This is a genomic window from Tistrella mobilis (assembly GCF_041468085.1).
Taxonomy (GTDB): Bacteria; Pseudomonadota; Alphaproteobacteria; order Tistrellales; family Tistrellaceae; genus Tistrella; species Tistrella mobilis_A.
Genome location: NZ_CP121017.1, coordinates 1,652,832 through 1,679,282 on the forward strand (window position 1 = coordinate 1,652,832; position 26,451 = coordinate 1,679,282).

At 66.8% G+C, this 26,451-nt stretch carries 19 protein-coding genes and 1 pseudogene; 6 read left to right on the forward strand and 14 right to left on the reverse strand.

Annotation, left to right across the window (positions count from 1 at the left end; translation table 11 throughout):
- Window positions 1-19: 19 nt before the first annotated feature.
- Both P7L68_RS13335 and P7L68_RS13340 read right to left on the reverse strand, forming a co-directional pair.
- A complete protein-coding gene (locus P7L68_RS13335; RefSeq protein ID WP_372006126.1) occupies window positions 20-1,171 on the reverse strand; it encodes a GGDEF domain-containing protein in 1,152 nt (383 codons plus the stop codon).
- Window positions 1,172-1,205: 34 nt separating this feature from the next.
- Entirely contained in the window at window positions 1,206-2,351 is a 1,146-nt protein-coding gene (locus P7L68_RS13340) for a hypothetical protein (RefSeq protein WP_372006127.1), read from the reverse strand.
- Between the two features lie 377 nt (window positions 2,352-2,728).
- On the opposite strand from P7L68_RS13340, the gene P7L68_RS13345 reads away from it, so the two are divergent.
- The 5 genes from P7L68_RS13345 (at window position 2,729) to P7L68_RS13365 (ending at window position 7,920) form a co-directional block, all read left to right on the forward strand.
- Entirely contained in the window at window positions 2,729-4,099 is a 1,371-nt protein-coding gene (locus P7L68_RS13345; RefSeq protein ID WP_372006128.1) for a sensor histidine kinase, read from the forward strand.
- A 217-nt stretch (window positions 4,100-4,316) separates the two neighbouring features.
- Window positions 4,317-5,843, forward strand: a complete 1,527-nt coding sequence (locus P7L68_RS13350; RefSeq protein ID WP_372006129.1) for an aldehyde dehydrogenase family protein — start codon at window positions 4,317-4,319, stop codon at window positions 5,841-5,843.
- A 36-nt stretch (window positions 5,844-5,879) separates the two neighbouring features.
- Window positions 5,880-6,398: a hypothetical protein gene (locus P7L68_RS13355; RefSeq protein WP_372006130.1), complete on the forward strand. Its 519-nt coding sequence runs from the start codon at window positions 5,880-5,882 to the stop codon at window positions 6,396-6,398.
- Window positions 6,399-6,510: 112 nt separating this feature from the next.
- A complete protein-coding gene (locus P7L68_RS13360; RefSeq protein WP_372006842.1) occupies window positions 6,511-7,368 on the forward strand; it encodes a hypothetical protein in 858 nt (285 codons plus the stop codon).
- Window positions 7,369-7,464: 96 nt separating this feature from the next.
- Window positions 7,465-7,920: a pyridoxamine 5'-phosphate oxidase family protein gene (locus tag P7L68_RS13365; RefSeq protein ID WP_372006131.1), complete on the forward strand. Its 456-nt coding sequence runs from the start codon at window positions 7,465-7,467 to the stop codon at window positions 7,918-7,920.
- On the opposite strand, the gene P7L68_RS13370 is transcribed toward P7L68_RS13365, so the two are convergent.
- The 6 genes from P7L68_RS13370 to P7L68_RS13395 form a co-directional block, all read right to left on the reverse strand.
- Complete coding sequence (locus P7L68_RS13370; protein WP_372006132.1) at window positions 7,904-8,383, reverse strand: carboxymuconolactone decarboxylase family protein; 480 nt, start codon at window positions 8,381-8,383, stop codon at window positions 7,904-7,906. The two genes, P7L68_RS13365 and P7L68_RS13370, sit on opposite strands and share 17 nt — an antisense overlap.
- Before the next feature lie 176 nt (window positions 8,384-8,559).
- On the reverse strand, window positions 8,560-9,039 hold the full coding sequence (gene fliS, locus P7L68_RS13375) for a flagellar export chaperone FliS (protein ID WP_372006133.1): 480 nt from the start codon (window positions 9,037-9,039) through the stop codon (window positions 8,560-8,562).
- Between the two features lie 31 nt (window positions 9,040-9,070).
- Window positions 9,071-11,194, reverse strand: a complete 2,124-nt coding sequence (fliD, locus tag P7L68_RS13380; RefSeq protein WP_372006134.1) for a flagellar filament capping protein FliD — start codon at window positions 11,192-11,194, stop codon at window positions 9,071-9,073.
- Between the two features lie 81 nt (window positions 11,195-11,275).
- The gene (locus tag P7L68_RS13385) at window positions 11,276-11,698 is read right to left on the reverse strand and encodes a flagellar protein FlaG (protein WP_372006135.1); all 423 of its coding nucleotides are present in this window, start codon (window positions 11,696-11,698) and stop codon (window positions 11,276-11,278) included.
- 238 nt (window positions 11,699-11,936) lie between these two features.
- Window positions 11,937-13,100, reverse strand: a complete 1,164-nt coding sequence (locus P7L68_RS13390) for a flagellin (protein WP_372006136.1) — start codon at window positions 13,098-13,100, stop codon at window positions 11,937-11,939.
- A gap of 395 nt (window positions 13,101-13,495) precedes the next feature.
- On the reverse strand, window positions 13,496-14,659 hold the full coding sequence (locus P7L68_RS13395) for a flagellin (protein WP_372006137.1): 1,164 nt from the start codon (window positions 14,657-14,659) through the stop codon (window positions 13,496-13,498).
- Between the two features lie 326 nt (window positions 14,660-14,985).
- Between P7L68_RS13395 and P7L68_RS13400 the strand changes: the two are divergent.
- Window positions 14,986-15,366: pseudogene (locus P7L68_RS13400) on the forward strand (carboxymuconolactone decarboxylase family protein); the annotation flags it as partial.
- 92 nt (window positions 15,367-15,458) lie between these two features.
- Here P7L68_RS13400 and bcsN read toward each other — a convergent pair.
- From bcsN to fliB, 6 genes are all read right to left on the reverse strand, one after another.
- Window positions 15,459-16,130, reverse strand: a complete 672-nt coding sequence (gene bcsN / locus P7L68_RS13405; protein ID WP_372006138.1) for a cellulose biosynthesis protein BcsN — start codon at window positions 16,128-16,130, stop codon at window positions 15,459-15,461.
- 5 nt (window positions 16,131-16,135) lie between these two features.
- Window positions 16,136-18,577, reverse strand: a complete 2,442-nt coding sequence (locus P7L68_RS13410; protein ID WP_372006139.1) for a hypothetical protein — start codon at window positions 18,575-18,577, stop codon at window positions 16,136-16,138.
- The gene (locus tag P7L68_RS13415) at window positions 18,568-19,905 is read right to left on the reverse strand and encodes a glycosyl hydrolase family 8 (RefSeq protein WP_372006140.1); all 1,338 of its coding nucleotides are present in this window, start codon (window positions 19,903-19,905) and stop codon (window positions 18,568-18,570) included. Before P7L68_RS13415 ends, P7L68_RS13410 begins: the two co-directional genes overlap by 10 nt.
- Entirely contained in the window at window positions 19,902-22,682 is a 2,781-nt protein-coding gene (locus P7L68_RS13420) for a cellulose biosynthesis cyclic di-GMP-binding regulatory protein BcsB (RefSeq protein WP_372006141.1), read from the reverse strand. Before P7L68_RS13420 ends, P7L68_RS13415 begins: the two co-directional genes overlap by 4 nt.
- 17 nt (window positions 22,683-22,699) lie before the next feature.
- Window positions 22,700-25,033 (reverse strand): UDP-forming cellulose synthase catalytic subunit, encoded by a 2,334-nt coding sequence (gene bcsA, locus P7L68_RS13425; RefSeq protein WP_372006142.1) that lies wholly within the window; start codon window positions 25,031-25,033, stop codon window positions 22,700-22,702.
- A 220-nt stretch (window positions 25,034-25,253) separates the two neighbouring features.
- The gene (gene fliB / locus P7L68_RS13430; protein WP_372006143.1) at window positions 25,254-26,429 is read right to left on the reverse strand and encodes a flagellin lysine-N-methylase; all 1,176 of its coding nucleotides are present in this window, start codon (window positions 26,427-26,429) and stop codon (window positions 25,254-25,256) included.
- Between the last annotated feature and the right edge of the window lie 22 nt (window positions 26,430-26,451).

Sequence of the window (26,451 nt, forward strand, 5' to 3'; positions counted from 1 at the left end):
GCGGAGCCGGAGCTGAATGTCAGGGGCGGGCGCGGACGATCCGGTTGCGGCCGGCCCGCTTGGCGTCGTAGAGGGCGCCGTCTGCGCGGGCGAGGGCGGCGGGCACGCTCTCGCCGGGGGCGAGATGGGCCAGACCGCCACTGATGGTAACGCGGACTTCGGCAGGCAGGCCCGGAATCGTGCGATGCGGCAGGGCCGTGCGCACGGCATCGGCGGATGCCGCGGCGGCTTCCGGCTCCAGACCGGTCAGCAGGGCGGCGAATTCTTCACCACCGATGCGGGCGATGATTGCGCCGGCGGGCAGCACGCTACCCAGCACATCGGCAGTCATCCGGATCACCCGGTCGCCTGCGGCATGGCCATAGCCGTCATTGATTCTTTTGAAATGATCGATATCGAAGACCAGCACCACCGGCGGGGGAAGTCCCGGCGGCATGGCCGCCAGCACCGCGGCGGTGCGCTGGTCGAAACCGCGCCGGTTTTTCAGCCCTGAGAGCGGATCGATGCTGGCATCCCGGCGCACCTGTTCCAGCATGTCGGTCATGACCACGATCAGAAGGGTCAGACCGGCCGCGACCAGCAGCAGACCGCTGACCGCCTGGGAGAAGAGGGCATAAGTGCTGCCCGCATAGTCCCGGGCGGTGGCGCCTGATCCCAGAATGACGGCCGCAAAGGCTTTGATGAGGAAGTGCGCGGCCAGGACGGCGAACATCGTCGCCAGGATCCGTTCCTGTATCCGCCGTCCGGTACCCGCCACCACGGCTGCACAAAACCCCATAATCAGGGCGAAGGGGGCCTGATAGATCAGTTCATAGGGCAGCGTGTCCCGCTCCCCGCCCCAGATCGCGGCCCTGACCACGAGCGAGGCGAGAAAGCTTGCCGGCAGCAGCCATCCGGGCAGGCGACGTCGGTAATAGACGGTCAACCCGTAAGCCATCAGGTGAAAAGCCCCGGAAAAGCTGGCAAAGCTGAGTGCCTGAAACAGCTGGGGCATGCCCGAGACGCGGACCATCAGTTCGGCGGCGGGGGTGAGTGCGCCGGTCAGATAGCTGAGGGCGAACCACCGGGCGCTGCGGAAAGGGGTATGGATCCGGGCGACGACCAGAAAGGTGACGGCAAACAGGCAGGCGATCAGGATGTTGACGGCGAGGGCGTACATCGCGCCGGTCATGCGATGTCTCCCGTTCCGGGCGGTGACGGCGGGATCATGGGTCGGGTGACATCGATGTGGTGGAGGTGGGAGGATGGCCGCTGCCGGCACCGCCGTTTCGCCGGCCACGGTTCAGCTGGCGGTCGAGGAACAGGGCTCCTTCTGCCCGGACCAGAGCGCTGCCGGCATCTTCGCCGTCTTGAAGCGTGATCCATCCTGCGGCCACAGGTCGGCCGTTACCAAGCAGGTTGTGGATGCGTTGCCGGAGGTCGGTGACGTCTGCATCGTCGGCGGGAACATCCGGCAGCAGGATTGCCACGCAAGATTCATCAGCATGCCCCAGTATTGCATCGCCGGGCATGATCATGCGCAGGTTCCGGATCACCTCATGCAGGCGGGCAGGGTCGGTGGCGACTGCAGGGAATTCGCAGATGCCCAGCATCACATCACCGGATCCGCTGCGCTCACCGGTCACCGCCGGTAGTCGCAGACAAAAGCCCCGGCGGGTGAGCAGTCCGGTCGCCGGGTTGATCTCTGCATCATATCGCATTCGCGCGCGGAAATCCCAGAGGACCACGGCCATCATCGCAATGCCGGTGGCGAGGGCGGCAAGGCCTGAAGCCGCCTGAGAATAGATCGAATATGCGCTGCCAGCATAGTCGCGTGCCGTGGCACCCGACCCGAGCAGGATGGCGGCGACCGGTTTGCTGGCGAAGGTCAGCGTCAACAGCCAGAGGCAGCCGGCCAGAACCCGATCCCAGGCGCTGCGGCGGCGGGCGGACCAGACGATGATGGCAGAGATGGTCAGCGCGATGACGAAAGGCAGCTGATAGAACAGCTCGTAGGGCATGGTGTTACGCTGCCCGCCCCAGATCGCCACCCGGATTGCCAGTGATGCGATGAAGCTTGCCGGCAGAAGCCGGCGGGGCAGAGGGCGGCGGTAGTAACGGGACAGCCCATGCGCCAGAAGATGGGCGCCGGCAGAGAAACAGGCATAGCCGGTGAACGATAATGCTGCGGTCCAGGGGGTGATCCGCAGCAGGAACTCCGCGGCCGGCGCACCGGCGCCCACCCCCCAGGCGGCACCGATCCAGCCCAGATGCCGAAAGGCCGGGTGCGAGCGGGCGGCCAGCAGGAAGACGGCGGCGAACAGCCCCGACACCACCACGTTGATCGCAAGGGCGAGCAGGCCGCCGGTCATACGATGCTCCGCATCCGGCAACGCGGTTGCACGATCTCGGCTGGCCGTGGCATCCGCATCTCATCCTCCCCTTCGCCCAGATCACCCGGCATGGCATCCGGGTGTATTTCGGAAATGATCGTTCTACCGAAACGAAGCCGTCGGATGGATGGCGTCCGCAGGTACCGGGGTCTTCATCACAAGTTTTCGCGTTCCGGCATCATCTTCCAAACGCTTTCTTCATGCTTAATGTCGTTTTCTATCCAGGATAACAAAAGGTTCCACCACTTGACGGCCCTGGAGGTTATATGGCGCGCGACGCAGCCGATCCGGCCGCATCCCGGGAGGGCAGGTCCGGGCGCGGGGCGCAGATCTGGATCGCCGGGATCGCCGGCTTGATGACGCTGATGCTGGCCCTGCAGATCTGGGCAGGCTTTGGCGTGATCTCGTCGACGCGGGCGGTCGCAGATGGTGATGCCCTGCTCCGCGAGACCGACAATCTTCTTCATCTCCTTCAGGAAGCCGAGATCGCCCAGGGGCGCTATCTGCGTCTGCGGAGTGCGACGGCTCTTGAGGATTATCGCCATGTCCGGGGCAGTGCGCCGGCCGCCTTCAGTCAGCTGGCACGTCTGGCGGAAGCAGAGCGGCCTGACGGCGGTGCCGGTTGCAGCGTCATGCTGGCGGTGCTCGACGAGGCGTTCCGAAGCATGGACCGGGTGATCGATGTCCGCCAGGCGGCGGCGGATGACGAGGTTCTGGCGGCGGCGGATATGCGCCAGGCGCAGGCGGTCGAGCTGGCGCGCCGGCAGATTGCCCTGGCCGATGTCCAGATCGGGCAGCGGATTTCCGCACGGCTTTCGGCCGCCGACGAGAATTTCACCATCGCCGCCGGCGCCTCGCTGCTGGGCTTCAGCTTCGCGATCCCGTCTGCAATCGCCATGTTTCGCCGCCTGCGCCGCAGCCGGGAGCAGGAACGCCATCTGCGCCTTCAGGTCGAGGCCGCCAATCTGCAGCTGGAAAGCCGGGTGGCGGTTCGTACTGCGGAACTTCTGCGTGCCAATCGCGCCCTGGCCGACGCCAATGCGGTCAAGGACCGCTTCCTGGCCAATATGAGCCACGAGTTGCGTACGCCGTTGAATGCGGTGATCGGCTTTTCCGACATGATTGCCACCGAGATGCTCGGCCCGATCGGCAACCCGCGCTACACCGGTTACGCACGCGACATCCTGGCCAGCGGCCGCCATCTGCTGGCCCTGATCGAGGATATTCTGGATCTGTCGCGCATTCAGGCCGGGCGGATCGACATTGACCCCGTCGACATTTCACCGCGCCAGATCGCCACAGAGGCGATTTCGATCGTCTCCACGATGGCCGCGGAGGATGGGGTGGAGATCGTGCTTGATGCAGATCAGGCCCCGGATCAGGCACGGCTGGATGCGCGGCGGGTGAAGCAGGTGCTGATCAACCTGCTGACCAATGCCATCCGCTATGGCAGTCAGGGGGGAGAAATCCGGATGACCATCGCACCTGCCGACACGGCACCCCATGTGGTGCGTTTCGTGGTCGAAGACGGCGGCGCGGGCATGACCGAGGCGGAACTCGCACGCGCGCTTCAGCCCTTTGAACAGGTCTCGGCCGACCGCCAGAGGCGGGCAGGCGGCACCGGGCTCGGCCTGCCGCTGACCCGCCTTCTGGTCCTGGCGCATCGCGGCCGGTTCGACATCACCAGCAGCCCCGGCGTCGGCACCCGCGTGGTGATCGAGATCTGATGCCTGTCGCAGACTGCGACAGGCCCTGCGTCGCCTGCGACAGGCCGGCCGTCGCAGTGCGCGACACCGTTCCGCGTGGTGCGCGATGATGTCGGATTGAAACTCCAGATATTCCGCGGTCTTATCCTGATCATTCCCGGGTGGCATGACGGTTGCGATGACCGGAACGACGGCGCGCGAGGGAACGCCGCGCCGAATGTTCCGGGAGGAAGACCTGATGGATACGATCCAGCCGAAGAAGATGGGGCTCGACGTCGACAACCCGTACAAGACGCAATACGAGAACTATATCGGCGGTCAGTGGGTGGCGCCGGTCGGCGGCGAATACTTCGACAACGTTTCGCCGATCACCGGCAAGCCCTTCTGCCGGGTGCCCCGTTCGGGCGCGGCCGACATCGAGAAGGCGCTGGATGCCGCCCATGCCGCCCGCAAGTCCTGGGCGCGGACCTCGACGACCGAGCGCGCCAACCTGCTCTGGCGCATGGCCGACCGGATGGAGCAGAACCTGCTGCTGCTGGCGGTGGCGGACTCGATCGACAACGGCAAGCCGGTGCGCGAGACCATGGCGGCCGACCTGCCGCTGGCCATCGACCATCTGCGCTATTTCGCCGGCTGCATCCGCGCCCAGGAGGGCGGGATCTCCGAGATCGACCACGACACCGTCGCCTATCATTTCCACGAGCCCATCGGCGTGGTCGGCCAGATCATCCCCTGGAACTTCCCGCTGCTGATGGCGGCCTGGAAGCTGGCCCCGGCGCTGGCAGCCGGCTGCTGCGTGGTGCTGAAGCCCGCCGAGCAGACCCCGGCTTCGATCCTGCTGCTGATGGAGCTGGTCGGCGACCTGTTCCCCGCCGGCGTGATCAACGTGGTCAACGGCTATGGCCGCGAGGCCGGCCACGCGCTGGCGACCAGCACCCGGATTTCCAAGCTCGCCTTCACCGGTTCCACCCCCACCGGCAAGCTGGTGCTGAAGGCGGCGGCCGACAATCTGATCCCGACCACGGTCGAGCTGGGCGGCAAGAGCCCGAACATCTTCTTCGCCGACGTCATGGACCGCGACGACGCCTTCTTCGACAAGGCGCTGGAAGGGCTCGCCATGTTCGCGCTGAACCAGGGCGAGGTCTGCACCTGCCCGTCGCGCGTGCTGATCCAGGAATCGATCTATGACCGCTTCATCGAACGCGCGATCAAGCGCGTCGAGGCGATCACCACCGGCAACCCGCTCGACCGTAACACCATGGTCGGTGCGCAGGTGTCGGAAGCGCAGATGGAGAAGATCCTCTCCTATATCGATATCGGCCGTCAGGAAGGCGCGCAGTGCCTGACCGGCGGTGAGCGCAGCCGCCTGTCGGAAGATCTGGCCAACGGCTTCTACGTCAAGCCGACCATGCTGCTCGGCAACAACAAGATGCGGATCTTCCAGGAAGAGATCTTCGGCCCCGTCGCCTCGGTCATGACCTTCAAGGACGAGGACGAGGCGCTGGAGATCGCCAACGACACCTTCTACGGCCTGGGCGCTGGCGTCTGGAGCCGCGACGGCACCCGCGCCTATCGCATGGGCCGCGAGATCGAGGCCGGCCGCGTCTGGACCAACTGCTACAACCTCTATCCCGCCCACGCCGCCTTCGGTGGTTACAAGCAGTCGGGTATCGGCCGCGAGAACCACAAGATGGCGCTGTCGCACTATCAGCAGACCAAGTGCCTGCTGGTCAGCTACAACCCGAACGCCCTCGGCTTCTTCTGATCCGGGCGTCTTTCTGATCGGGGGAGGACGAAGACGATGGCACGCCTGGTCTATCACGAGGGCGAGCGCGAAGCGCATCGCCGCTTCGGGGTCGAGGACGAGGCGGCGGAGATCTCGGACATGGTCACCGACCGGCTGAGCCTGGGGGTGCGCCGTTTCATCGAGGCCCGGTCCATCGTCTTCGTCACCACCGTCGACGGCACCGGCCGTCCGGCCACGGCCTTCAAGGCGCGACCGGACGACATGCCGGGGCAACCGCCGCTGATCCGCGCCGCCGATTCGAAACGCCTGATCATGGCCATACAACCATGGGATGATCTGGACGTTTTTTGTAACTGCCTGCAGGATGATATCGGCATCGGCCTGCTCTTCGTCGATTTCGACCGACGGGCGCGCTATCGCGTCAATGGCCGGTGCCGCGCCGTCGATCCGGCGGCGATCGAGGCGGAGATGGGAACGCTCTGGCCCGAGGCCCGCGCGCTGGTAGAGGTGACCGTCGACCAGGCCTATGCCAACTGCCCGGCGCGCATCGTGCGGCTGATCGCCGCCGACTGAACGCCGCCAGCCATACCCGCTGACACGGTCTCTCACGCTGACCCCATCGGTCTTCGTGACGACCTCGCATGCCTTGGAACACAACCTAAGATAAAAGAGGGAGGACGACATGGTGTCCCTGAAGTCAGCTGATCTGAATGCCCCCCGTCGCCAGGCGATCGACGCGATGAAGGCGAGCCTTTCGCCCGAGCAATGGGCGCGGAACGCAGCTTTCGTGGCCGAGCTGCGCCGCGAGATTTCTGCGCATCCGGTGTCGCGCCATCCGGCGATCGACATCTTGAACCGCGGCGTGCTCGATCACGACGCGATGCGCCTGATCCATCTGGAATACCGTCACGCCATCGTGCAGATCTTCACCGATGCGCTGCTCGCTGCCCAGATGCAGAGCCGCCAGCTGGAGCCGCGCCTCGCCCCCGCCTCGAAGATGGCCGGCCGCTTCCTGCTGACCCTGAACGTGCTCGACGAATTCGGCTTCCGCCCGGGCAAGGATGCCGAGGGCTATTACCGCGGCAACCCGGCCTGCGCCCATTACCCGCTGTTCGAGGCGGTGCTGGACGATTACGGCGTCAGCGCCGATGACCGGGCGTCGTTCAGGCCGACCGCGATCGCGACCGAGGTGCGGTCCTTCCTGGAGGACGCCTATGGCAGCTATGTCGATGTTTCGGCTCTGCTGGCGGTGGCCGAGGAAGAGGTGATCCTGTTCAGCCCGCCGCTGCGTCGCGCCACCGGTGCGCTGGGGATCGGTGTCGATGACGGCTACTACTACGTCCATGGTGTCAGCGATGACGATACCGCCGAGGCGGCCGATGACGATCACGAGGACGATCTCTGGTTCATCCTGACCCAGGCGATCACCGAGGATCAGTTCGATCATGTCCGCCGCATCAGCCTGGAGTATTGCGATCTCTGGGTGCGGTTCTGGGACGAGCAGCTGGCGCTCGCCGGCGCGGCCGAAACCTCGGCCGCCTGAGCCGGTGAAGCAGCCGGGCCTCCGCCACTTCGGGGTGATGGTGGCGGAGGCCCCTTTTTGATTCGAGACAGAGAGAATGCCAGGGAGGCCCATTGCATGGTGAGCATCCCGGCCGCCGAGGCGGCGGTGCTGGAGGCACTGCCCTTCTTCATGCTGGGAACCGTGGATGCGGCGGGTGCGGCAGACTGTTCCCATCGCGGCCGCATGACCCGGGGGGAGGGGGGGCATGACCCTCTGGTCAAGGTGACCGGCCCCCGGCGGCTGGTGTTCCCCGACTACAAGGGGAATGCCATGTTCAATTCGCTGGGCAATCTGATCCAGCGTCCGGCGGTCAGCCTGCTGTTCCTCGATTTTGCCCGCGGTCTCAGACTGAGGGTCGACGGCGATGCCGTGATCCACGACGACCCGACCCGCTGGCCCGATGCCTGGCATGGCTGGTGGCCCGCGGCCCTGCGCTGTATCGAGGTGGCGGTTACCGGCTACGATGCCGGCTCAGCCGGCACCGTGCCGCGGCTGCGGCTGGACGAGGCGGCGGTCACGCCGCTTCGGTGACATGCCAGGCGCCGCGGCCCAGCCGGTTCCAGGCGTTGATCAGGGCGATCTTCATCGTGATGGCGGCCTGTTCCTCGGGCGACCAGTGGCGGGCGAGTTCGGCGCGGGGGGCGTCGAGTTCCGCCTCGTCGCGGGGCAGGGTCAGTGCCTCGGCCCAGGCGAGGGCGGCGGCAAGGCGACGGTCGTCAAGGACGGCCACGGCGGCCGGATCGCCCATCTGTGCGATCAGGGCTTCGTCTACGCCGGTATCGCGAGCCTCAGCCAAGTGCAGCAGCTTGCAGTAGCTGCACCCGTTCAGCCGCGAGACATGCAGGTCGATCAGATGGCTGAGTGCGGCGGGCAGGGCCGGGCCGGCCAGCGCTTCGCTGGCGGCGATCAGCTTGCGCGAACTCGCGGCCGACGCCTTGGCGCCGTGGACATTGATCAGCGAATCAGCGGCGGGCAGGTTGGCAAGATTGGTCATGACAGGCGCTCCGTTTATCGTCAGGGGGGGCGATACCTGTCAGACGACGCACCGGGCCGTGTCGTGACATCGGGCGGCGGAAAAAGCCGACCCGGCAAAAAATACCCGGCAAAATCGACCCGGCGGCATGAAATGCCGGGTGGATCTGCCGGGATGGATTGTTCCCGAGAGGCGGATCAGGCGGTGGCGCTGATCCGCGAATAGGCGCCGCCGCCGGCGCTGGTCTGGCCATAGCCCTGCTGGCCCGAGGCGCGGCCGCTGGCACCGGCTTCGGCGACGATCTGGGCGTCCAGCGCGTGCCAGGCTTCCGACAGTGGGCGAAGCAGCCCGATGACGTCGTCGGCGGCCTTGGCGTCGTTGCGCAGATCGATCTGGATCATTCGGTTGAGCATGAACCGGTAGAGACGCGACAGATTGGCAGCGATTTCGCCACCCTTTTCCAGATCCAGCGTCGCCTGAAGGTGGACGATGATCTCGCCCGCATGATTGTTGGCGTCGTGGCGGGCCTTTACGTCACCGCGCTCGATGGCGGCCTTCGCTTCCTGCAGCCAGGTAATGGCACGGTCATAGAGCATCGCCACGCGCTGCGCGGCACTGGCCGTCATCACCGACTGGATGCGATAGGTCTGGGCGGAGGCGCCGTAGGGATTGCTCATCGGCCTATTCCTCGTGTGGCAGGGCCGCGGATCACTCGTCCGAACTTCCGTTCATGGCATTCACCTGGGCCTTGAGGCTTTCCAGGATGGAGTTCATCTGCGACAGCGATTCTTCCATCCGCAGAAACTTGGCCGTGATCCGGGTCTTGTACAGGTCGAGGCGGGTTTCCATCCGGGAGATCTGATCCTCCCAGGCGCTGGTCCGGGTCTCGAATGTATCGAGCTCTGCAGCAATCGTGCCAGTCTTTGACGTGAGCGCCTTGTCGGCCACGTCGTAAAGCTGCGAAGCCACACCCTGGGTGACGTTGAAATTGCTGGTGGTGGTGCCGTCCGCGCCGGGGCGGAAAAACAGCTTGAGCCCCTTGGCACTGCCTTCCGTTGCGGTCAGCGTGGTACCGCTGACTTGCATGTCGACGCCATCGAGCTTCGCCGAGGTGATCACCCCACCCGAGACGGTGACTTCGAGATTATAGCCGCCGCTCTTGTAGCCGGTGGTGGATGCAAAGCTCACCAGCGACAGGTCGGCATTGTCGGTGGTGAAGCGGAAGCTGAGCAGGTTGCGCACATCGTCGAAATTATTGAGCAGCGCCTCATTCAGCTTCGATTCATCGATCTGCAGCGTTTCCTTGTCGAGCGGATCGGTGAGCGTCGCCGTGGCGGTCAGCGTGATGCCGATCGCCGACAAGGCGGAGAAATCGATGCCCAACCCGTCGACATCGCCATTGATGGCATCGCGCAGCGACGAGTTCATGTCCTTGAGGGCGCTGTTGCCGAACAGCGGCCCCGCATCTTCGGCCTTGGTGCCGTCGGCTGCGGTCAGGTTCTGCTCGTTATAGAACCGGCGCATCTCGTTATAGGCGTCGACGAAGGCGTAAACCTGATCCTTCACGCCGTTCAGATCGCGTTCGACCTGAAGGTTGATCTTGGTACCTTCTTCGGCCTGATAAAGATTGATGGTCATGCCGGTGAAGAGGTCGGAGACCGTGTTGCTGCTCCGCTCCACCACCAGATCGTTGTCGACGCCGAGCGAGGCCATCAGGCCGTCGCTGTCGATGACGCTGAGCTGGCCGCCATTGGTGTCCTTCAGCACCAGTCGCGCACCGCCGCCATCATCCATGATCGAGGCCTCGACGCCGATCGCCGCTGCATTGGCGTTGATGGTGGCTGCCAGATCGGAGAGGCTGTCGGTGGTCGTGTCGAAATTGATGGCGACCGACCCCAGACCGGTCGACAGCGTGAAGCTGCCGGTCGAGGGCGCGGTCGATACCAGCGACTTGATCGAGGCCGAGTCGTTGGCGAAGCGATGGCTTTCGTAGCGGGACGGATCCTTAAGGCCGTCGACCGCCATGCGTGCGGTCTGCGCTTCCTGGAGCACATTCGAAAAGGTGGCGCCGCCATCGGCCGAGATCCCGAGCGACGACAGCACACCGCCGGTCTCGTTGCCGATCTGGATCGGCTCACCCGTCGCATCATTGGTCAGCACCAGATAATTCTGGGTGCCGCCGACCGAAATGATGCTGGCGGTTACGCCGGTCTTGGTGGTGCCGGTGTTGGCATTGTTGATCTTGTCGCGCAGCGATTGCAGCGAATCCGTGCCGGAGACATTGATCGTGGTCGCGACACCGTCGCCGTTGACGATATCGAAGCTGCCGGACAGGGAATTGGCCGCCCCGCCGAAGGCCGTGCCGAGATCTGCGGTTTGCGACGATGCCGCCCCGGTCGCGACCTTGGCCTGGGTCGCCACCCGCAGCACCTCGATCGAGCGCACGCCGACCTCGGCCTGATTGGTGGCCGAGATGCTGACCAGATTGGCAGCACTGGAGGCAGTGCCACCGTCGAGCCGCGAGGTCTGCAGGAAGATATTCTTGGTCTCGAAAGCGTTGCCGCTCTTGTCGTAGGTCACCTTGCCGCGCAGACCGTCAACCGCGGTGCGGAAGTTCTGCATCAGCGTCTGGTATTCCTTGAGCGCGGCGACCTGTTTGTCGACCGTCTCGACCTTGGTCTCCAGCCGGTCGATCGGCACGCGCTTGGCGGCAACGAGCGCCTCGACCGCCGCATCCGTGTCGATACCGCTGTTCGACAGGCCGGTCACGGTGAGGCGGCCGTTCGAATCCGTCGTCAGCTTGTAGCTGGAACTTACCGAACTGGTCGACATGGGCCTTGCCTCTTCGCAGGTCTGAGACGGGCAGCCGGCCTGAACCGGCGGCCGGGCGTCGGCGGAACCGACCGGGACAGTTTACAACGTCCGGTCGACGACGGCACCGACCATCTCACGCAACGCCGCGATCATACGCAGCGTCTTCTCGGGCGGCAGCTGTTCAACCACTTCACCCGTGTTCCGGTCGACGATGCGGCCGACCACGTCGCCGGTATTGGTATCGATATCGAGTGCCAGCTTGACCTGACTGGCCATACCACCCAGGTCGATGCCCTGTTCGCGCAGAGCTTTGGCGAGAGCCTCGGCCGCCTTGTTGCCACTGCTCTGATCGTCGGTCTGGGTAAGGTCGACCCGCCGGAACGGCTCTATTGTCGCGGCACGAGCATAACCCGCTGCTGCAGCCGCCTCGCCACCGCCACCGCCCCCGGACCGGGCATTGGCTGCCGGCCGGTCGGTCACGGTCTGAACGTAAGTGTTTCCGCGTACCGATGCGATGTCCATTGTCCCCTCCATGGCCGCCGCAGTCCCTTGCCCTGACGCGGCTGCTGAGGATGCCTTGACGGCTTGCTGTACATGTCGGGTCGAGGCGGACGGCACGGGATGGAGATTACGCAAAAGCGGACGGCAGCGCCGAACTGGCCCCGCCGCCCGTCAGGTGCGATCTCTCGGATCGTGCCACCGTAATGGAAAGGCGACGGAACCGCCGGGCCATCAGGCACCGGCGGTTCCGGAAGGGCCGTCAGGACAGCAGCTTGAGCAGGTTCTGAGGCATCTGGTTGGCCTGGGCGAGCATCGACACGCCGGCCTGCATCAGGATCTGCTTCGAGGTGAACGAGGTCATCTCGGACGCGATGTCGAGGTCGAGCAGCTCGGACCGTGCGGCCTCGCTGTTCTCAATGCTCGACGCCAGGTTGGCGGCGGCGAATTCCAGCCGGTTCTGGTTCGCACCGATACCGGCGCGACGCTCGTTGACCTCGTCGATGGCCGTCGCGATGTTGTCGATCGCCGTCTCGGCATTGGCGCGGGTGTCGAGCGTGTCGGCGGCAAGGCCGGCCGACAGGGCAGCGACTGCGGCGCTGTCGAGGGTGAAGGCCATGTCGTCTTCGGCCGCCGTCGTCCCCGTACCGATCTTGTAGGTAAAGGTGGTCGAGGCGTTGTTGGCGACGGTCGCGGCGAAGGTGTTGTTCGCCGTGATGTCGGTCGCCGGGTCGAAGTCGGAGGTCAGCGTCAGGGTCAGGCCGAATTCATCGAACCGGACATCCTGAGTCGAGCCGGCCGTCGGGGCCGCGGTCACCTGCTCCGAGGTCTGGGCAACACCGGTGGTGGTGTTGGTGACCGTGAAGCGGCTGGTGGTGCTGTCGAAGGCGATGCTGAACTGGTCGGCGTTCGACACGCCGGCCGCATTGTTGTCGAAGGTGATCGCGCCGAAACCGTCAGCCGATTCGATATCGGTGCCGATGGTGCCTGCGGTCACGGTCTGCGAACCGTTGATCAGCTTCTGGCCGTTGAACTCGGTATCACCGGCAATACGGTCGATTTCCGTCCGCAGCTGGGTGAATTCGTCGTTCAGGTAGACACGCTCGGCGTCGGAGACCTGATCCGAGGCCGCCTGGGTGGCCAGGGTCTTCATCCGGGTCAGAACGTCGCTGATGCTCGACAGCGCACCGTCGGCGATCTGGAGCATCGAGCCGGCCTGACCGGCGTTGACGCTGGCCTGACGCAGTGCCGCAGTCTCGGATTCGAGACGCTTGCCGATGGCGAGCGAGGCGGCGTCGTCACGGCCCGACAGCACGCGGGTACCGGCCGACAGCTTGGCGAGCGACCGGGTGGCGTCGCTGTCGCTGTCCTTCAGGTAACGGTACGCGACGTTGGCCGAATAGTTGGAGGCAATGGTCATAGCCATGGTACGGTCTCCTACTTGGAACCGATGGCGCGGGCATCCACCCGCTGATGCCGACATCCTGTCGGCAGCACGTCCTTCCTGGTCGTGCCTGTGGATGAGTATGCAATGGCGGTGCCAGAGACGCAAGCCCCTGAAATACCGTGAGGCAGCCTGTCGCAGGCAAAGAAAACCCGGCAAATTTTGCCGGGTTTTGGCGTCTCGGCCCGGCAAATTTTGCCGGATGACGACGCGAATGGGCCATTTTTGCCGGGCAGAACCGCCTGCCGGATCAAACGACTGCGGGGCGGCCCGACTCCCTTTGTGGCGCCCCAGAGGGGAAATGCCGCGGCGGGACGGGGCCGCCCCGGAGGACGGTCCTGGAGCGGAAGAGGGGGCCGCGATGGCGGCCGCCCTGATCAGCCCAGCAGCTTGAGCAGGTTCTGCGGCATCTGGTTGGCCTGGGCGAGCATGGACACGCCGGCCTGCTGCAGGATCTGCTTCGAGGTGAACGAGGTCATCTCGGACGCGATGTCGAGGTCGAGCAGTTCCGACCGGGCCGCTTCGCTGTTCTCGATGCTCGACGCCAGGTTCGCGGCGGCGAATTCCAGCCGGTTCTGATTGGCACCGATACCGGCGCGGCGCTCGTTGATCTCGTCGATCGCGTCGGCGACGTTGTCGATCGCGGTTTCGGCATTCGCCCGGGTGTCGAGCGTGTCGGCAGCCAGGCCGGCCGAGAGCGAGGCGACGGCGGCGCTTTCGATCGTGAACTCCAGATCGTCTTCGGTCGCGTTGGTGCCGGTGCCGATCTTGTAGCTGAAGGTCGCCGAGGCGGTGTTGGCGATCGTCACGTCGAAGGTGTTGTTCGCCGTGATGTCGGTCGCCGGGTCGAAGTCGGAGGTCAGCGTCAGGGTCAGGCCGAACTGGTCGAACCGGACATCCTGGGTCGTGCCGGCTGCGGGGGCCGCGGTCACCTGCTCCGAGGTCTGGGCAACACCGGTGGTGGTGTTGGTGACCGTGAAGCGGCTGGTGGTGCTGTCGAAGGCGATGGTGAACTGGTCGGCGTTCGACGTATTCGCGGCGTTGCTGTCGAAGGTGATCGCCGAGAAACCGTCGGCCGCCTCGATATCGGTGCCGATCGTGCCCGCGGTCACGGTCTGCGAGCCGTTGATCAGCTTCTGACCGTTGAAGTCGGTGTCGGCCGCGATCCGGTCGATTTCGGTGCGCAGCTGGCCGAATTCGTCGTTCAGATACACACGCTCGGCATCCGAGACCTGATCCGACGCCGCCTGGGTGGCAAGCGTCTTCATCCGGGTCAGGATGTCGCTGATGCTGGAGAGCGCACCGTCGGCGATCTGGAGCATCGAGCCGGCCTGACCGGCGTTGACGCTGGCCTGACGCAGGGCTGCGGTTTCGGCTTCCAGTCGCTTGCCGATGGCGAGCGAGGCGGCATCGTCACGGCCCGACAGCACGCGCGTGCCGGCCGAGAGCTTGGCGAGTGAACGGGTGGCGTCGCTGTCGCTCTCGCGCAAATGGCGGTGCGCGACGTTCGCGGCGTAGTTCGAATTGATCGTCAGCGCCATGACTTGGTCTCTCCGATACTTGCGCTTCCGGTGGCTTTGGAGCGTTCCATCGCGCCAACCCGAGCGGCCAATCCCTGGCCCGGCCCGCACGGCACGATCTGATCGGGGACGCTTATTGCACGGGGTGTGCCAAGTCCAAAAAAGAAATGAAAACAATAAGTTATATGGAATGACCTGCCGCATCTGCGGACCGTGCGGAGATTCCGACCCGGCAGTTTCCGCCAGGGCGGGCGGCAGAAACTGCCGATCGGCAGGCTCGCATCACCGGAAGGGCGGGGGTAATCTCGTCGCCGTCCCGACACTATCTGCCGATCCGGAGGAGCGCCATGGCCGGACCCGAAATGGTCGAATACGAGGATGCATCGCCCGAGGTGCGGGCGGTTTATGACGACATCATGCAGACCCGTCGCGTCGACCGGCTGAACAATTTCTGGAAGGTGATCGCGGTCCACCCGCCGACCCTGAAGCGGACCTGGGAGAGCCTGAAGGAGGTGATGGCGCCGGGGGCGCTGGATCCCATGGTCAAGGAGCTGATCTTCACCGCCGTCAGCGCCACCAATGGCTGCGCCTATTGTGTGACCAGCCATGGTGGAGCGGCGGCCAGGGCCGGCGCCAGTCCTGAGATGATTCGCGAAATGCTGGCCGTGGTCGGCATGGCCAACGAGACGAACCGCCTGGTCTTCGGCTATCAGGTGCCGATGGACGAGCCGCCGGCCATGGCCGCCGAAACGGATGCGGCCGACGCTGCGAAGCGCCGGCCGCGGTCAGCTCAGGTCAGGGCACGTCGGGCGGGCCGCGATCAGCGATAGCCGTAGCCGACCACACCGGTCTCGGGGCGGATCTGCAGGGTGTCGTAGCCGTCGAGCAGCGCCTCGGGGCCGAGAACCGGGTCGCAGGCCCGGAAGATGATGTCGAAGCCTTCGATATGGCGCGGCAGCATGCCGCGCTCATCCTGCAGCCGTTGCCAGGTGAGGACGCAGGTGACGCCCAGCGGCCGGCGCGCCACGGCGAAACCGTAGCGTCCATAGGCATTGCGGCGCGGTACGGCCGAGATCTGCGGCTCCAGCCCCGGGAATTCCTTCGCCAGCAACACCCTGAGCTTTTCCTGGGTGAACCGGTCGCGGGGCGCATTCACCGGCAGATCGGCGATCGACCACAGACTGTCGGTGCGCACCAGCCAGAGGTCGGCCTCCAGCCGGTTCTGTCCCGCTTCTACCGAGCGGTTGGGCAGGATCGACACCTGCTTCAGTTCGGCCCCGTTCTTCGATTTCGTCTGGGTGACGATCAGCGGATCAGGGGCTGCCGCCAGCCGGGCCAGCGCTTCCAGCGGGCCGAGGCGGGTTGAACCCGCCTCTTCCGCAAGCGCCGTCGGCTCGGGACCCGCACGTTCATAGGTGCAGCCGCCAAGGGCGAGGAGGCCGATGGCCGCGGCGACGAGGCCGGGGACGAGAGACCGGCGCATCCGGGTCATCTGGCTCACTCCGGATAGAAGGTGACGACGCGCAGGCCCTCGCGCGATTCGGGCGTGCTGAGTTCGGTGTCGAGCCGCTCGAACAGCCGGCGCGACTGGCTGAGTTTGCGGGTGTGATAGAGCGACCAGGCACGCATCAGGGCCAGATCCCGCCGTTCGGGGGCGATCTGACGGCGGGTGTCGAGCAGGCGCATGGCCAGGATATAGTCCTCGTCGTCATAGGCGGCCTGGGCGCGGGCGGCCAGCAGTTCCGCCTGCAGATCGGTGCGCCGTTCCGGGGTGATCGGCTGGGTTTCGATCATCCGCTGTGCTTCGCCGACCAGCCCCATCTGCATCAGGGTCAGGATTTCGCCATAGACCGCGTCCGCCCCCATCTCGCCTCCGGCGGCGCGGGCCTGGGCGAAGGCATACTGGGCCTCGGCCGGCCGGCCCAGGCCCAGCAGGCACCAGGCGCGCTGCATGGCGGTGCCGGGGGCTTCCACGGGCACCGGTGGCAGGGCAGCGGCACCCGAAAGGGTGGTGGCTGCCGGTGCTGCGACAGTGGCGGCGCGGGCCCCTGCGGTCAGACCCCCCGGGGCGACACCGGCGGCCGCGCTTCGCCCTGCGGTGGTCGAAACTCCCGCAGGTACGCCTGTCTGCTCGGTGTTGGCACCGCGGCTGGCCACCGCGTCGGGGGTATAGCCATAGGACCGGCCATAAACATCGCCGCCCGTATAGCCCGTGGTCGGTGCATATCCGGCCGCCGCCGGCAGGCCGGCCCGATAGACCGGTTCGCCCGCCGACCAGGTGATCCCGGTCTGGCCGGTACCATAGCCGGTATAGGCGGTGGGGACGGCTTCCGGCGGCAGCACCGGCGGCAGGCGCCCGGCCAGGGCGCGCGCGGCATCGGTCGGCATCTGGGCGGCATATCCCGCCGCCCCGCCGCGTGGATCCGGGGCGAGCCGGCCATCCAGTACCAGCAGGCAGCCGGCATTGTCGCCGCGGGCATAGGCCTCGGTGGCGGGGCCGCCGCCACCGCCGCCACTGCCGCGCAACTCGGTGAAGAACTTCGTCAACCGCGCCGAGCGGCCGGCATATTGCTGTTCCAGTGCCTGAAAGCGCGCAGTCTGGCCACTGCCCTGCAGGCCGAGCGCAAGGCCTTCGACCGCCTCGTCTCCGCCGCCCCACGCCAGTGCATTCTCGAACCAGAGGGCCGCCGTGGCGGCATCCTCGCGGCGGCTGTGCCACCAGCCGAGAGCCATGGCTGCGCGGGCGTCGCGCTTCTCTTCGGCCCAACTGGCGAAATCCACCACCATGGCACGCGGGGCGTTGGTCTGGCGGCCGAGCATGGCGCTCATGCTGTCGACATAGTCGCGGCCAAGCCCGGACGAACGTGCAAGGCGCGCTGCCTCTGCGGTCTTGCCCTGGCGGGTGAGCGCCTGGATGCGGCCGCGCAGCCCGCCCTCTTTGGCACCCCAGCCCTCGGCTTTGCGGAACCAGCCTTCGGCCTCGCCGGCCTGGCCCTGTTCCATCAGATACCAGGCGACCAGCATCGCGCCGTCGGCATCACGGCCCGCCTCCACATCGGCCTTCACCGCCTCAAGCGTTTCGGCGGTCACCTGAGGCCGGGTGCCGGATTTGCGCGCCTCGGGCGACATGGCGGCCGCCAGCTCGCCGCGGCGAAGACTACCCACCACCTGCTGCAGTGCCGGATCCGCGTCGCCACGGCTGCGTTCCATGGTCACCAGCTGTTCCACGCGGTCGGAGGGCAGGATGGTGGCGGCCTTCTGCAAGGTGGCACGCCGCTCCTGGGCATTGTCGCAGGTGGACACGATGGTCCGGTAGAGCCCGAACGCCGCATCCGGATCGCCGAGTTCGGCCCGTGCCTCGGCCAGACGCCACATGCTGTCGACGCTGGAACAGCTGATCAGCGCCGGATGGCGATCGGCGATGTCCACCACCGTCCGCCACTGCTTTGCGTCGCTGGCCGAGACCAGCCGGGTGCGGTCCTCGCCCATCGCCAGTGTGTCGAGCATGGCCTGCGACGGTGACCAGCCGGGATAACGGCCACGCAGTTCCGCCACCCGTGCCCGTGCCTCGGCAAAGCGGCCATCGCCGATCAGATCCCAGATCGGTCGTTCGTCCACCGGGCTGTCGGGCGTGCGGCTGAACAGATCGGTCGGTGTCTGCCAGTCGGGATGCAGTGCCTTCAGCCGGCGGATTTCGGCCTCCAGCTTCTCCATGTCGCGGATCCGGGCGTAGTAGCGCAGCGCCGTCTCGTCGACGGTGCCTGTGGCGGGCGTGCTCGGCTGTACCTCGACCCGAACGCCCGGTGCCAGGCTCTCCGCTCCCGATCGTGGAGGGGTGGTGCTTTGTGCGCCGGCCATGCCGGTGCCGGCGAGCAGGGCGATCACCGATACCATCGCCGGCGCCGAGGCGCGTAGAAACGGTCTCAGGGTCACAGGCATGCAGGCTTCCTCCCGGCGGCGGCGAGGCGGACCATCAGGGTCAGGCTGGCCGCGTAATACGAGGCGTCGTCGTCGACGGCGGTAACGTCGGCCGGCATCGGCCGGTCGTGGACGATACAGGCGACCAGACCCGCCACGGCGCGGAAGCCGGCGTCACTGCCGCGTTCCGTCACCCTTCCCTCGGGCAGGGCCACCACCTGCGGCCGATCGGCGGTGCGGGCGGCGCCAGACGGCCAGAGGCGGTCGAGGTCGACATAGATCGGCAAGCCCGGATCCAGCATGCCGGCCCAGGCCAGATAAAGCGGCACACGCACGGCGTTGTAGCCGAAGGCCGCGGGAAAATTCGGATCCTGCGGCAGGCTGAAGGCGCCGTCGGGTTCTGCCACCACCCATTCGGGCGGCAGGGCCGGGTTGCCGAAGCGCACCGCGGCCATCACCGCCGGGGTTTCGGCGGCAAGGCGATTCCAGACCGCAGCGCCCTCGGGATCGATCTCCGCCAGAACCGGGAAGGCCGGCAGCACCCAATAGGCCGGGTTCACAACCACCGCCGGGTCGCGGCGGAAGCCTTCCTGGCCGGGAAGGACCATCAGTCGCCCGGCATGTTCCACGATCACGGTGCGGCGGATGGCGGTGGCAAGTTCTGCCGCCGCCTCGCGATAGCGGTCGTCGCTCCAGCGCCGGCCCGCCTCGGCCAGTGCCCAGGCGGCCAGGATGTCGCCGTCGGACGCGCTGTTGCGATCGGTCACCGCCGGATCGGCCTTCGGGTCGTAGCGCCAGGCCATCATGCCGTCGTCGCGCACGAACAGCGTGGTGTAGGTCCACGACCAGATCCGGGCAAAACTTGCCCGATCGCCCATCAGCACCGACAGCAGCAGGCCGTAACCCTGGCCCTCGGAATGGCTGATGCCGCCATTGCCGGTATCGATCACCCGGCCTTCCGGGGTCAGGAAGCGCTGACGCCAGTCTTCCCACAGCGCCACGGTGCCGGCATCCAGCCCGGCCTGGCGATCGATTTCGGGTCGCACGGTTTCCGTACGGGCCGTCTGGGCATACGGGGCTGCCGACGGGGCCGGAGCGAAGGGCGCCGCCGGGGCAGGTGCCCGTGCCGCTACTGGTACCTGTGTCTGTGCCTGCATTTTTGCCGGTCCGGGGGCCTGCGCCACCGCCGGTGCGGGCGATCCTGCCGCCAGGGCGCGTGGTGCAGGCTGGATCGGCGCGGTCCCCGCCTCGGCCGTGCCGTCGGGCGTGCGGCTTTTGGTGGTCCCCCACACGGCAAAGGCGAGTGCAGCGATCACGGCCAGGCTGATCACGCGGGAACGGCTGCTCATACGGGTCTCCGGGGCGAATGGCGGACAAGGATATGGGTCGCGATGCCCAGCGTGCCGATCAGCAGGGCGATCACCGCCGTCCAGATCAGCACATTGCGCGAGAACCAGCTGGCCGTGATCGACAGCACGCCGAAGGGCCCGACGTCTCCGGTCAGAACGTGATAGGACGGGCCGCCATCGGCCGTCGCCACCGTACGTCCGTCGCTGGCCAGCGTGGCGACGCCGCCCTTGATTGCGCTCCAGGCCTCGTCGGTCGACAGCAGGCGCACACCCCCCAGCAGGCGCTGATCGTCGGCCGCCGTCACCAGGGTCCAGGTGGTGCCGACATCCTGGGGGGCCGCATACTGCATCATCGCCAGCAGCGGCCGGCTGTCGTCGGTGAACAGCGTCTCGGGGCTGCGGCGGTCGGGCAGGGTTTCGTCCAGGATCCAGTGGGTCTGGGTACGCAGCCAGCCCCAGCTGCGGCTGGCCCAGCCGATCATGCCGTCACTTCGTTCTTGAGCACCTTCCCCAAGCCGGCGCTCCCATTCCTCACGCAAGCCTTCGGACCATCGGCTGGTGGCGGCGGCTCTGGCTTCCAGCCGCCTGGGTGCCTGGGCCTGCAAGAGTTGAGGTCCGGCACGGGCATCGCTGCCGGCGGCGGGGGCGTCGCTCTCGGTGATCGTCTCGGGCAGGCGGCCGCGATTCAGATCGCCCAGCAGCTCGGGGCCTACCGGTGCGGCCGCCACCAGATCCAGGCCCAGCCGTGCGATCGGCGCCACGATCAGCGTGTCGCGGGCGCGCAACCGCGGCATCTGGTCGTAGAAATGGGGTTCCATCGGCACCCCTGCCGCCCGGGCCATGCGGGCGATGACGGTCACTGCCGCCGTCACTTCCCGCGGCCGGTCCAGCGGGGTCACCACGTCGAAGGCGTTGATGTCGTGACCGGGGCGGTTATAGGGGAAGCCGGTGCCGGCGGTCACCCGCAGATCCGGCAGGCTGGCCAGATGGGCAACCGGCGGCACTTCGATCGCCGTGCTGTCGAACAGTGTGAAGCGCGGTGTTCCGCCGCCGGCGCTACCGCCGCCTTCCGGACCGGCCAGTATGCCGTCCGGGCCGCAGAAGGCCGGCGTGCCGGGCAGGCGGGTTTCGAACGAGATCAGATTGCGGCCGGGCTGGAACATCGACAGCGGTGCCAACAGCTCGGCATTTTCGATCAGGGCGCCGCCGGGGGCATCCAGCTGCAGGGCGGTGGCAAAATTGCCGTTGATCAGCACCGCCACTTCAGCCCGCGGGCCGACATTCGCGCCATAGGCGGCATCCAGACGGATCCGGACCCGGGAATTGTCGCCCACATAGAGATCCATCGGCATGTCGACCGGCAGGTCAACGCGCTGGCGCAGGCCGTCGAACGGATCCGTGTGATAGCCGAGCTGGGCAAGGGTATAGCTTGCATCGCCGTCGATCTTGGGCGTGGGGCGGGCCGGCACCCGGGTCTCGATGTCATAGAGATCCGCCACCAGCCGATCGCTGCCGGGCAGGGGCCGCGTCTGATCGGCGAAGCGGCGGGCCGCCAGCTGGGCTTCGCGGGTATCGCGGCCGGTCAGGACCAGAATACTGCGGCCACCGGTGGTGCGAACCAGGCGCAGCACGCCGTCGCCGGCATCGCCCGGATCCTCGCCCACCAGGCCGGCGATTGCGGGTGCCGAACCGGCCACGATCACCCGTCGCGGGCCGTCGGCTGAATCGGGCGCCGAAAGCCGGCGGGCCAGCCCGCTATCCACGGTCGCATCGATCATCTCGAAGGGGGGCATCGACACCCCCGCGCGGATGGCCAGCGCCTGGGCCGCGATTGCGGCGGCAGTCATGCCGCCATCGGACCGGAATCCATCGGCAACCACGATGGCGATCGGCTCGTCTGCCAGGGCGGGGTCGGTGATCAGGCTGTCGAAATCGGCAAGACCGGGGCCGTCATCGGCGACGGCGAGCATCAGGCGTGATGCCTGATTGTCGAGCCGCGCCCAGAGTTCATAGGTGGACGGGATGTCGCAGAGCAGCCGGTGGCGCTGGCGGGCGATCACATCCACCCGGTTCTGGCCGACCGTCAGCATCTCGACCGGCAGTTCGATCCGCGCAGTCACCGGGCCGCGATGGGCATCGAGTGGCAGGCGGGCCACCGGCTGACCGTTGATCCACACATCCAGCGCCGAGGCATCGGGCGAAGTCTCGACGGAATTGCTGTAGACCAGCTTCAGAACGGCATGATCCACCGCCACCGCATCCGGCAGCAGGACCGTAAAGCGGCCGACTGCATATTCACCCGGCAGCAGCGTGCCGCGGCTGCCGGTGGGGTCGATTGGCACCAACGCATATCCAAGCATGTCTTCCGGCATGGCCGGCAGCGGTGCAGGCGCAGGCATAGCTACGGGCGCAGATGCGGCCGGCAGCGGTGTCGGCGGCACGGTCACGCGCGGCGGCTGCGGTTTGGGCGCCGCCGGTTCAGGTGTCGGGCGAGGTGCGGGCGCCGATGCGCGGCGCGGCTGTTCCGCCGGCCGCGGTGCCGGTGCAGGGGCGGGTTCCGCTGGGGCCGGAGCCGGTGCGATGACGCCGCGATAGGCACCGCCCGCATCGGCCGGCGTCTGTCCCCACAGCTTCAGATCCACCGGACCCTGTGCCTGGCTCCAGGCGGCCGGGGTGGCGGCGAGATGCAGCGCAAGCACACCCATGGCCAGGAAGCCTGTACGGCCGCGGCGGCTATGAGCTTTAAGCGATACGGAGGATGATGTGCGGATGGCCATCTGTCTCGTCCTCCGGCTCAACGCGTGCGCGGAGCGGTGGCGCTGCCGCTCCAGCCGGCCGGCGGCGTGAGGTTCCCGTCGGGCGGCACGCCGTCCTCGGCGGTGACCGGTTCCATCTGCACCCGTGGCGGCGTCGGTGCCGGGTTGGCACGGAAGCGCGATCCGCCCAGCACGAAGCCGAGTGACCGGAAGCCGTAGGCAGCGCTCAGGCGGATGAAATGGGCAACGCCGCGTACCACGCCTGGCCGCCTGTGACGGCGTGACAGCAGTTCGGCCCAAAGCGCGCTGGAGCCGTAGACCAGATCGACGATAGCCTCTTTGGCGGCCTCGGTTTCGGGCATGAAGCGCAGGCCGATCTGGATGTTGCCGGCATCGTCGGGCCGGCCATAGCGCATTTCGACCGGCACCGGGCGAGCCTCGCCGGTGGCGACATGGGCGGGCGCCGTCAACTCGTCGACCAGAAGCTCGGCAAAGCGCCCGGTCAGGCGGCCCCTGGGGGCCTGGCGGGCGGGTATGGCGAGCCGGGCGCCCCCTTGCGACAGATCCAGAAGGGCGCCTTCATAGAGCGTACCGTCGATCAGAATCCGCGCCGGGCGCTTCACCATGGCACGCGGGGCCGCCCGATGCTGGGCGTGCTCGCACACCACCCCCAAAGCCGCCGAGGCGAGCAGCAGGTTGAATGTGTTCCAGAAGGTCACCACCAGCAGCACGTCGCGTGTGGCCGGTTCCATCCACCAGCGCCAGAGCGCGGCGACCATTCCCAGAACCAGCAGGCCGACCATCACCACCAGCGGCTTGGCCAGCGGCGACACATGATCATGGGCCAGTGTCTCGCCCTTGGCGGTAACCTTGAAGGTTGGCTTGCGCGGATTGATCATCGTCTTGACGATCGCGACCGAGGTGTGCAGCGACTGGCTGAGTTCGTAGAGTTCCGAAATCAGCGGCCAGCGGAACCGGCCGTTGAGCGCGTTCTGGATCATCAGCGAGGCGACGAGATAGGTCAGCGTATAGCCGGCAAACTCCGCTGCCGTCGCCCGATAGATTTCCAGACCGAAGAACAGATAGAACAGCGGCGCAATCAGGAACATCAGCCGCGAGAACGGGAACAGCCAGAACATGCTGCTCGCCAGATAGCACAGCCGCTGGGGCAGCCGCAGGCCGCGCTTGATCAGCGGGTTCTTCATCATGAAGATCTGGGTCATGCCCTGGGCCCAGCGCGAGCGCTGACCGATGAAGGCGGCATAGCTTTCCGGCTGCAGGCCGGCGATCAGCGGCTTGCCGTAATAGACGCTGTTGTAGCCGCGGGCATGCAGGTCGAGCGCGGTTTCCGCATCCTCGGTGATCGACGAGCCGCTGAAACCGCCCACCTCTTCCAGGCAGGCACGGCGCAGAAGCGCGGCCGACCCGCAGAAGAAGGCCCCGTTCCAGCGATCCAGGCCACGCTGGATCATGCCGTAGAACATCTCGTTCTCGCTGGGCATCCGCTCGAACGTGTTGAGATTGCGCTCCAGCGGATCCGGGCTCAGGAAGAAATGCGGGGTCTGAACCAGGAACAGCTTCGGGTCCTTGCGAAAGAACCCGACCGTGGCGAGCAGGAAATCGCGGGTGGGGACATGGTCGGCATCGAACACCGCGATCAGGTCGCCATGGGTCTCGGGCAGGGCGGCGTTCAGATTGCCGGCCTTGGCATGGGCGTTGGTTTCCCGCGTCAGATAGTGCACGCCCAGCCGGGCGCACATCGCCTGCAGGCGCTCGTGCCGTTCGCGCGCCTTCAGTGCCTCCTGCGGGTCGGCCGACATCCGCTTCATATCGGTCGAACCGTCGTCCAGCAGATAGACCTTCAGCTTGTCGGCCGGATACCACATCCGCTTTGCGCCGATCAGCGTGGTCTCGATCAGCCCGTCATCCTCGTTGAAACTGGGAACGAAGACGTCGACCGTCGGCAGGTCCGCCGGGTCGTCGGGCAAGGGCGGGCTCATCCGGGTCACCGGGTCGATCACGACGAAATTGTTCACGTAGAACATTACGATCGCATAGACCTCGGCGGCATACAGCACCAGGCCGGGTACGAAGGCGAAGGGATCCTCCAGCGGCGGCAGGGTTGACAGCGTGCGCCAGCACAGATAGCGCGCCACGATGAACCCGCCGATCATCAGCAGCATCGTGCGTCGGATGCTTGCATCTTCGTGGGCGCGGGTACCCTTCAGCAGGGCCATGGCCGCCAGCAGCAGGATCATCAGGACGATCTGCGCCGGCAGGCTGACCGGTTGCGCCGCGGCCGCCAGCAGCGCGATCAGCGCCAGGATCCAGATCAGACCGAGCGCGAGGCGCCCGAAGCGTTGTGCGACCATCCTGCCAGTTCCATACCGGGTCCGGGGTGATGCCAGGGACACGGATCGTCATCGACGTTCCGCAGCGATGTCAGGGGGAGACCGGTGCGACGACCAGGGTATGGCCCGATATGACCCTCTGGAAACATAAAATACCAGTAAAATTTTCCGGAGAATCTATTAAATGCCAGGCTGCCCCCAGCCTCCTTGATGAATGATGCCGCATTGAGCGGCGGGCCCGTCAAGTCAACATTGTGTATGACAGCAGACCGTGGATGCGCCCTGCGCTGTTCCAGCCACACTCGGTGGCAAGCACATCGATGAGGGCCGGACGGCTCAGATGCTCGAACAGACGGGCGATCACGGCTGCATCGGCGGCAAATGCTGCGCGCGCCTCTTCGGCCTGGAGGGCGGCATCGGTGTCGAGATCCAGGGCCGCCGCCCGCGCGGCGAGCGCCGTTATGGCGAAGGTGACGGCCAGCCGGATGCCGGGCAGCGTTTCCGGCGTGGTCGTGGGCAGCGGGGCTGCCGCCGGCGCGTGGGGAGAGGCCAGGAGCTGATGGTCGATCCAGGCATCGAGCATGCGGGCGAGGCCTGAGGGGGCGGCCTGGCGCTGCCATGCTGCGTCACGCGCGGCCCTCAACGCATCGGGGTCGTCTGGCCCACGGATATCGAGCGCGAGTGTCGTTCGATCGAGCGTCATGCCCAGCGCCGCCTCCAGCCGTCCGGTCAGCCGTCCGAGCGCCGGCCGCCAGACGCCGCCCGTGGCATGTACCAGGGCACCCGCGGTCAGCAGCAGGCGAGGCTCGTCGAGCGGGTCTCTCACCGGCTGGGGCAGGCGGTCGAGGATCGATCGGGCAAGCGCCGCTGCCGCGGCGGGTTTTTCGGTCTCGGCAAACCGGGCCACCGAACCGGTGAGCGCGGTGAGGGCACGCATTCGCTGATCGGCCGGGGCATCTGTCGCCAGCCGGGCCATGACCGCCTTCAGTCCCTCGCCCGCAGGGGCGGGGGGGCCGATATTGTCGTCGGAGGTGGGGTCGAGCGCCAGCCGGGCGATTTCCGGGCAGGCGAGCTGGGCGATGCGCAGCCGGCTGCCATCGGCAAAACTCGCCACCCGCCGCGGAAACCCACCGCAGGCCTTGGAGAGCACGTCGTGGCCATGGGCTGCGTGCAGCCGACACCAGCCCTGGTCCAGCGCCACGCAGGCACCCTCGCGGCGGGCCATGCTGCGGCCGGCATCGGCGTCGGTGCTGGTGAGTGCCGCCAGCTCCGCCGCCGGGAACAGGCTCTGCCAGCGCGTCCATGTCTCGTCATCCACCTGCATCGACCAGCCGGCACAACAGGTGTCGCCGCAGGCGGGGCCGATACAGGTGAAGGCATCGAGGACGGGTTGATTGCGCGGGCTGTCCTGCTCCATGAGGTCCGGGCGGCAGGGTCGG

Bases quoted from the DNA above. Each gene is read 5' to 3' on its own strand.
- P7L68_RS13335 (WP_372006126.1), bottom strand. From the start codon at position 1,171: ATGACCGGCGCGATGTACGCCCTCGCCGTCAACATCCTGATCGCCTGC.
- P7L68_RS13340 (WP_372006127.1), bottom strand. From the start codon at position 2,351: ATGACCGGCGGCCTGCTCGCCCTTGCGATCAACGTGGTGGTGTCGGGG.
- P7L68_RS13345 (WP_372006128.1), top strand. From the start codon at position 2,729: ATGACGCTGATGCTGGCCCTGCAGATCTGGGCAGGCTTTGGCGTGATC.
- P7L68_RS13350 (WP_372006129.1), top strand. From the start codon at position 4,317: ATGGATACGATCCAGCCGAAGAAGATGGGGCTCGACGTCGACAACCCG.
- P7L68_RS13355 (WP_372006130.1), top strand. From the start codon at position 5,880: ATGGCACGCCTGGTCTATCACGAGGGCGAGCGCGAAGCGCATCGCCGC.
- P7L68_RS13365 (WP_372006131.1), top strand. From the start codon at position 7,465: ATGGTGAGCATCCCGGCCGCCGAGGCGGCGGTGCTGGAGGCACTGCCC.
- P7L68_RS13370 (WP_372006132.1), bottom strand. From the start codon at position 8,383: ATGACCAATCTTGCCAACCTGCCCGCCGCTGATTCGCTGATCAATGTC.
- fliS (WP_372006133.1), bottom strand. From the start codon at position 9,039: ATGAGCAATCCCTACGGCGCCTCCGCCCAGACCTATCGCATCCAGTCG.
- fliD (WP_372006134.1), bottom strand. From the start codon at position 11,194: ATGTCGACCAGTTCGGTAAGTTCCAGCTACAAGCTGACGACGGATTCG.
- P7L68_RS13385 (WP_372006135.1), bottom strand. From the start codon at position 11,698: ATGGACATCGCATCGGTACGCGGAAACACTTACGTTCAGACCGTGACC.
- P7L68_RS13390 (WP_372006136.1), bottom strand. From the start codon at position 13,100: ATGGCTATGACCATTGCCTCCAACTATTCGGCCAACGTCGCGTACCGT.
- P7L68_RS13395 (WP_372006137.1), bottom strand. From the start codon at position 14,659: ATGGCGCTGACGATCAATTCGAACTACGCCGCGAACGTCGCGCACCGC.
- bcsN (WP_372006138.1), bottom strand. From the start codon at position 16,130: ATGACCCGGATGCGCCGGTCTCTCGTCCCCGGCCTCGTCGCCGCGGCC.
- P7L68_RS13410 (WP_372006139.1), bottom strand. From the start codon at position 18,577: ATGCCTGTGACCCTGAGACCGTTTCTACGCGCCTCGGCGCCGGCGATG.
- P7L68_RS13415 (WP_372006140.1), bottom strand. From the start codon at position 19,905: ATGAGCAGCCGTTCCCGCGTGATCAGCCTGGCCGTGATCGCTGCACTC.
- P7L68_RS13420 (WP_372006141.1), bottom strand. From the start codon at position 22,682: ATGGCCATCCGCACATCATCCTCCGTATCGCTTAAAGCTCATAGCCGC.
- bcsA (WP_372006142.1), bottom strand. From the start codon at position 25,033: ATGGTCGCACAACGCTTCGGGCGCCTCGCGCTCGGTCTGATCTGGATC.
- fliB (WP_372006143.1), bottom strand. From the start codon at position 26,429: ATGGAGCAGGACAGCCCGCGCAATCAACCCGTCCTCGATGCCTTCACC.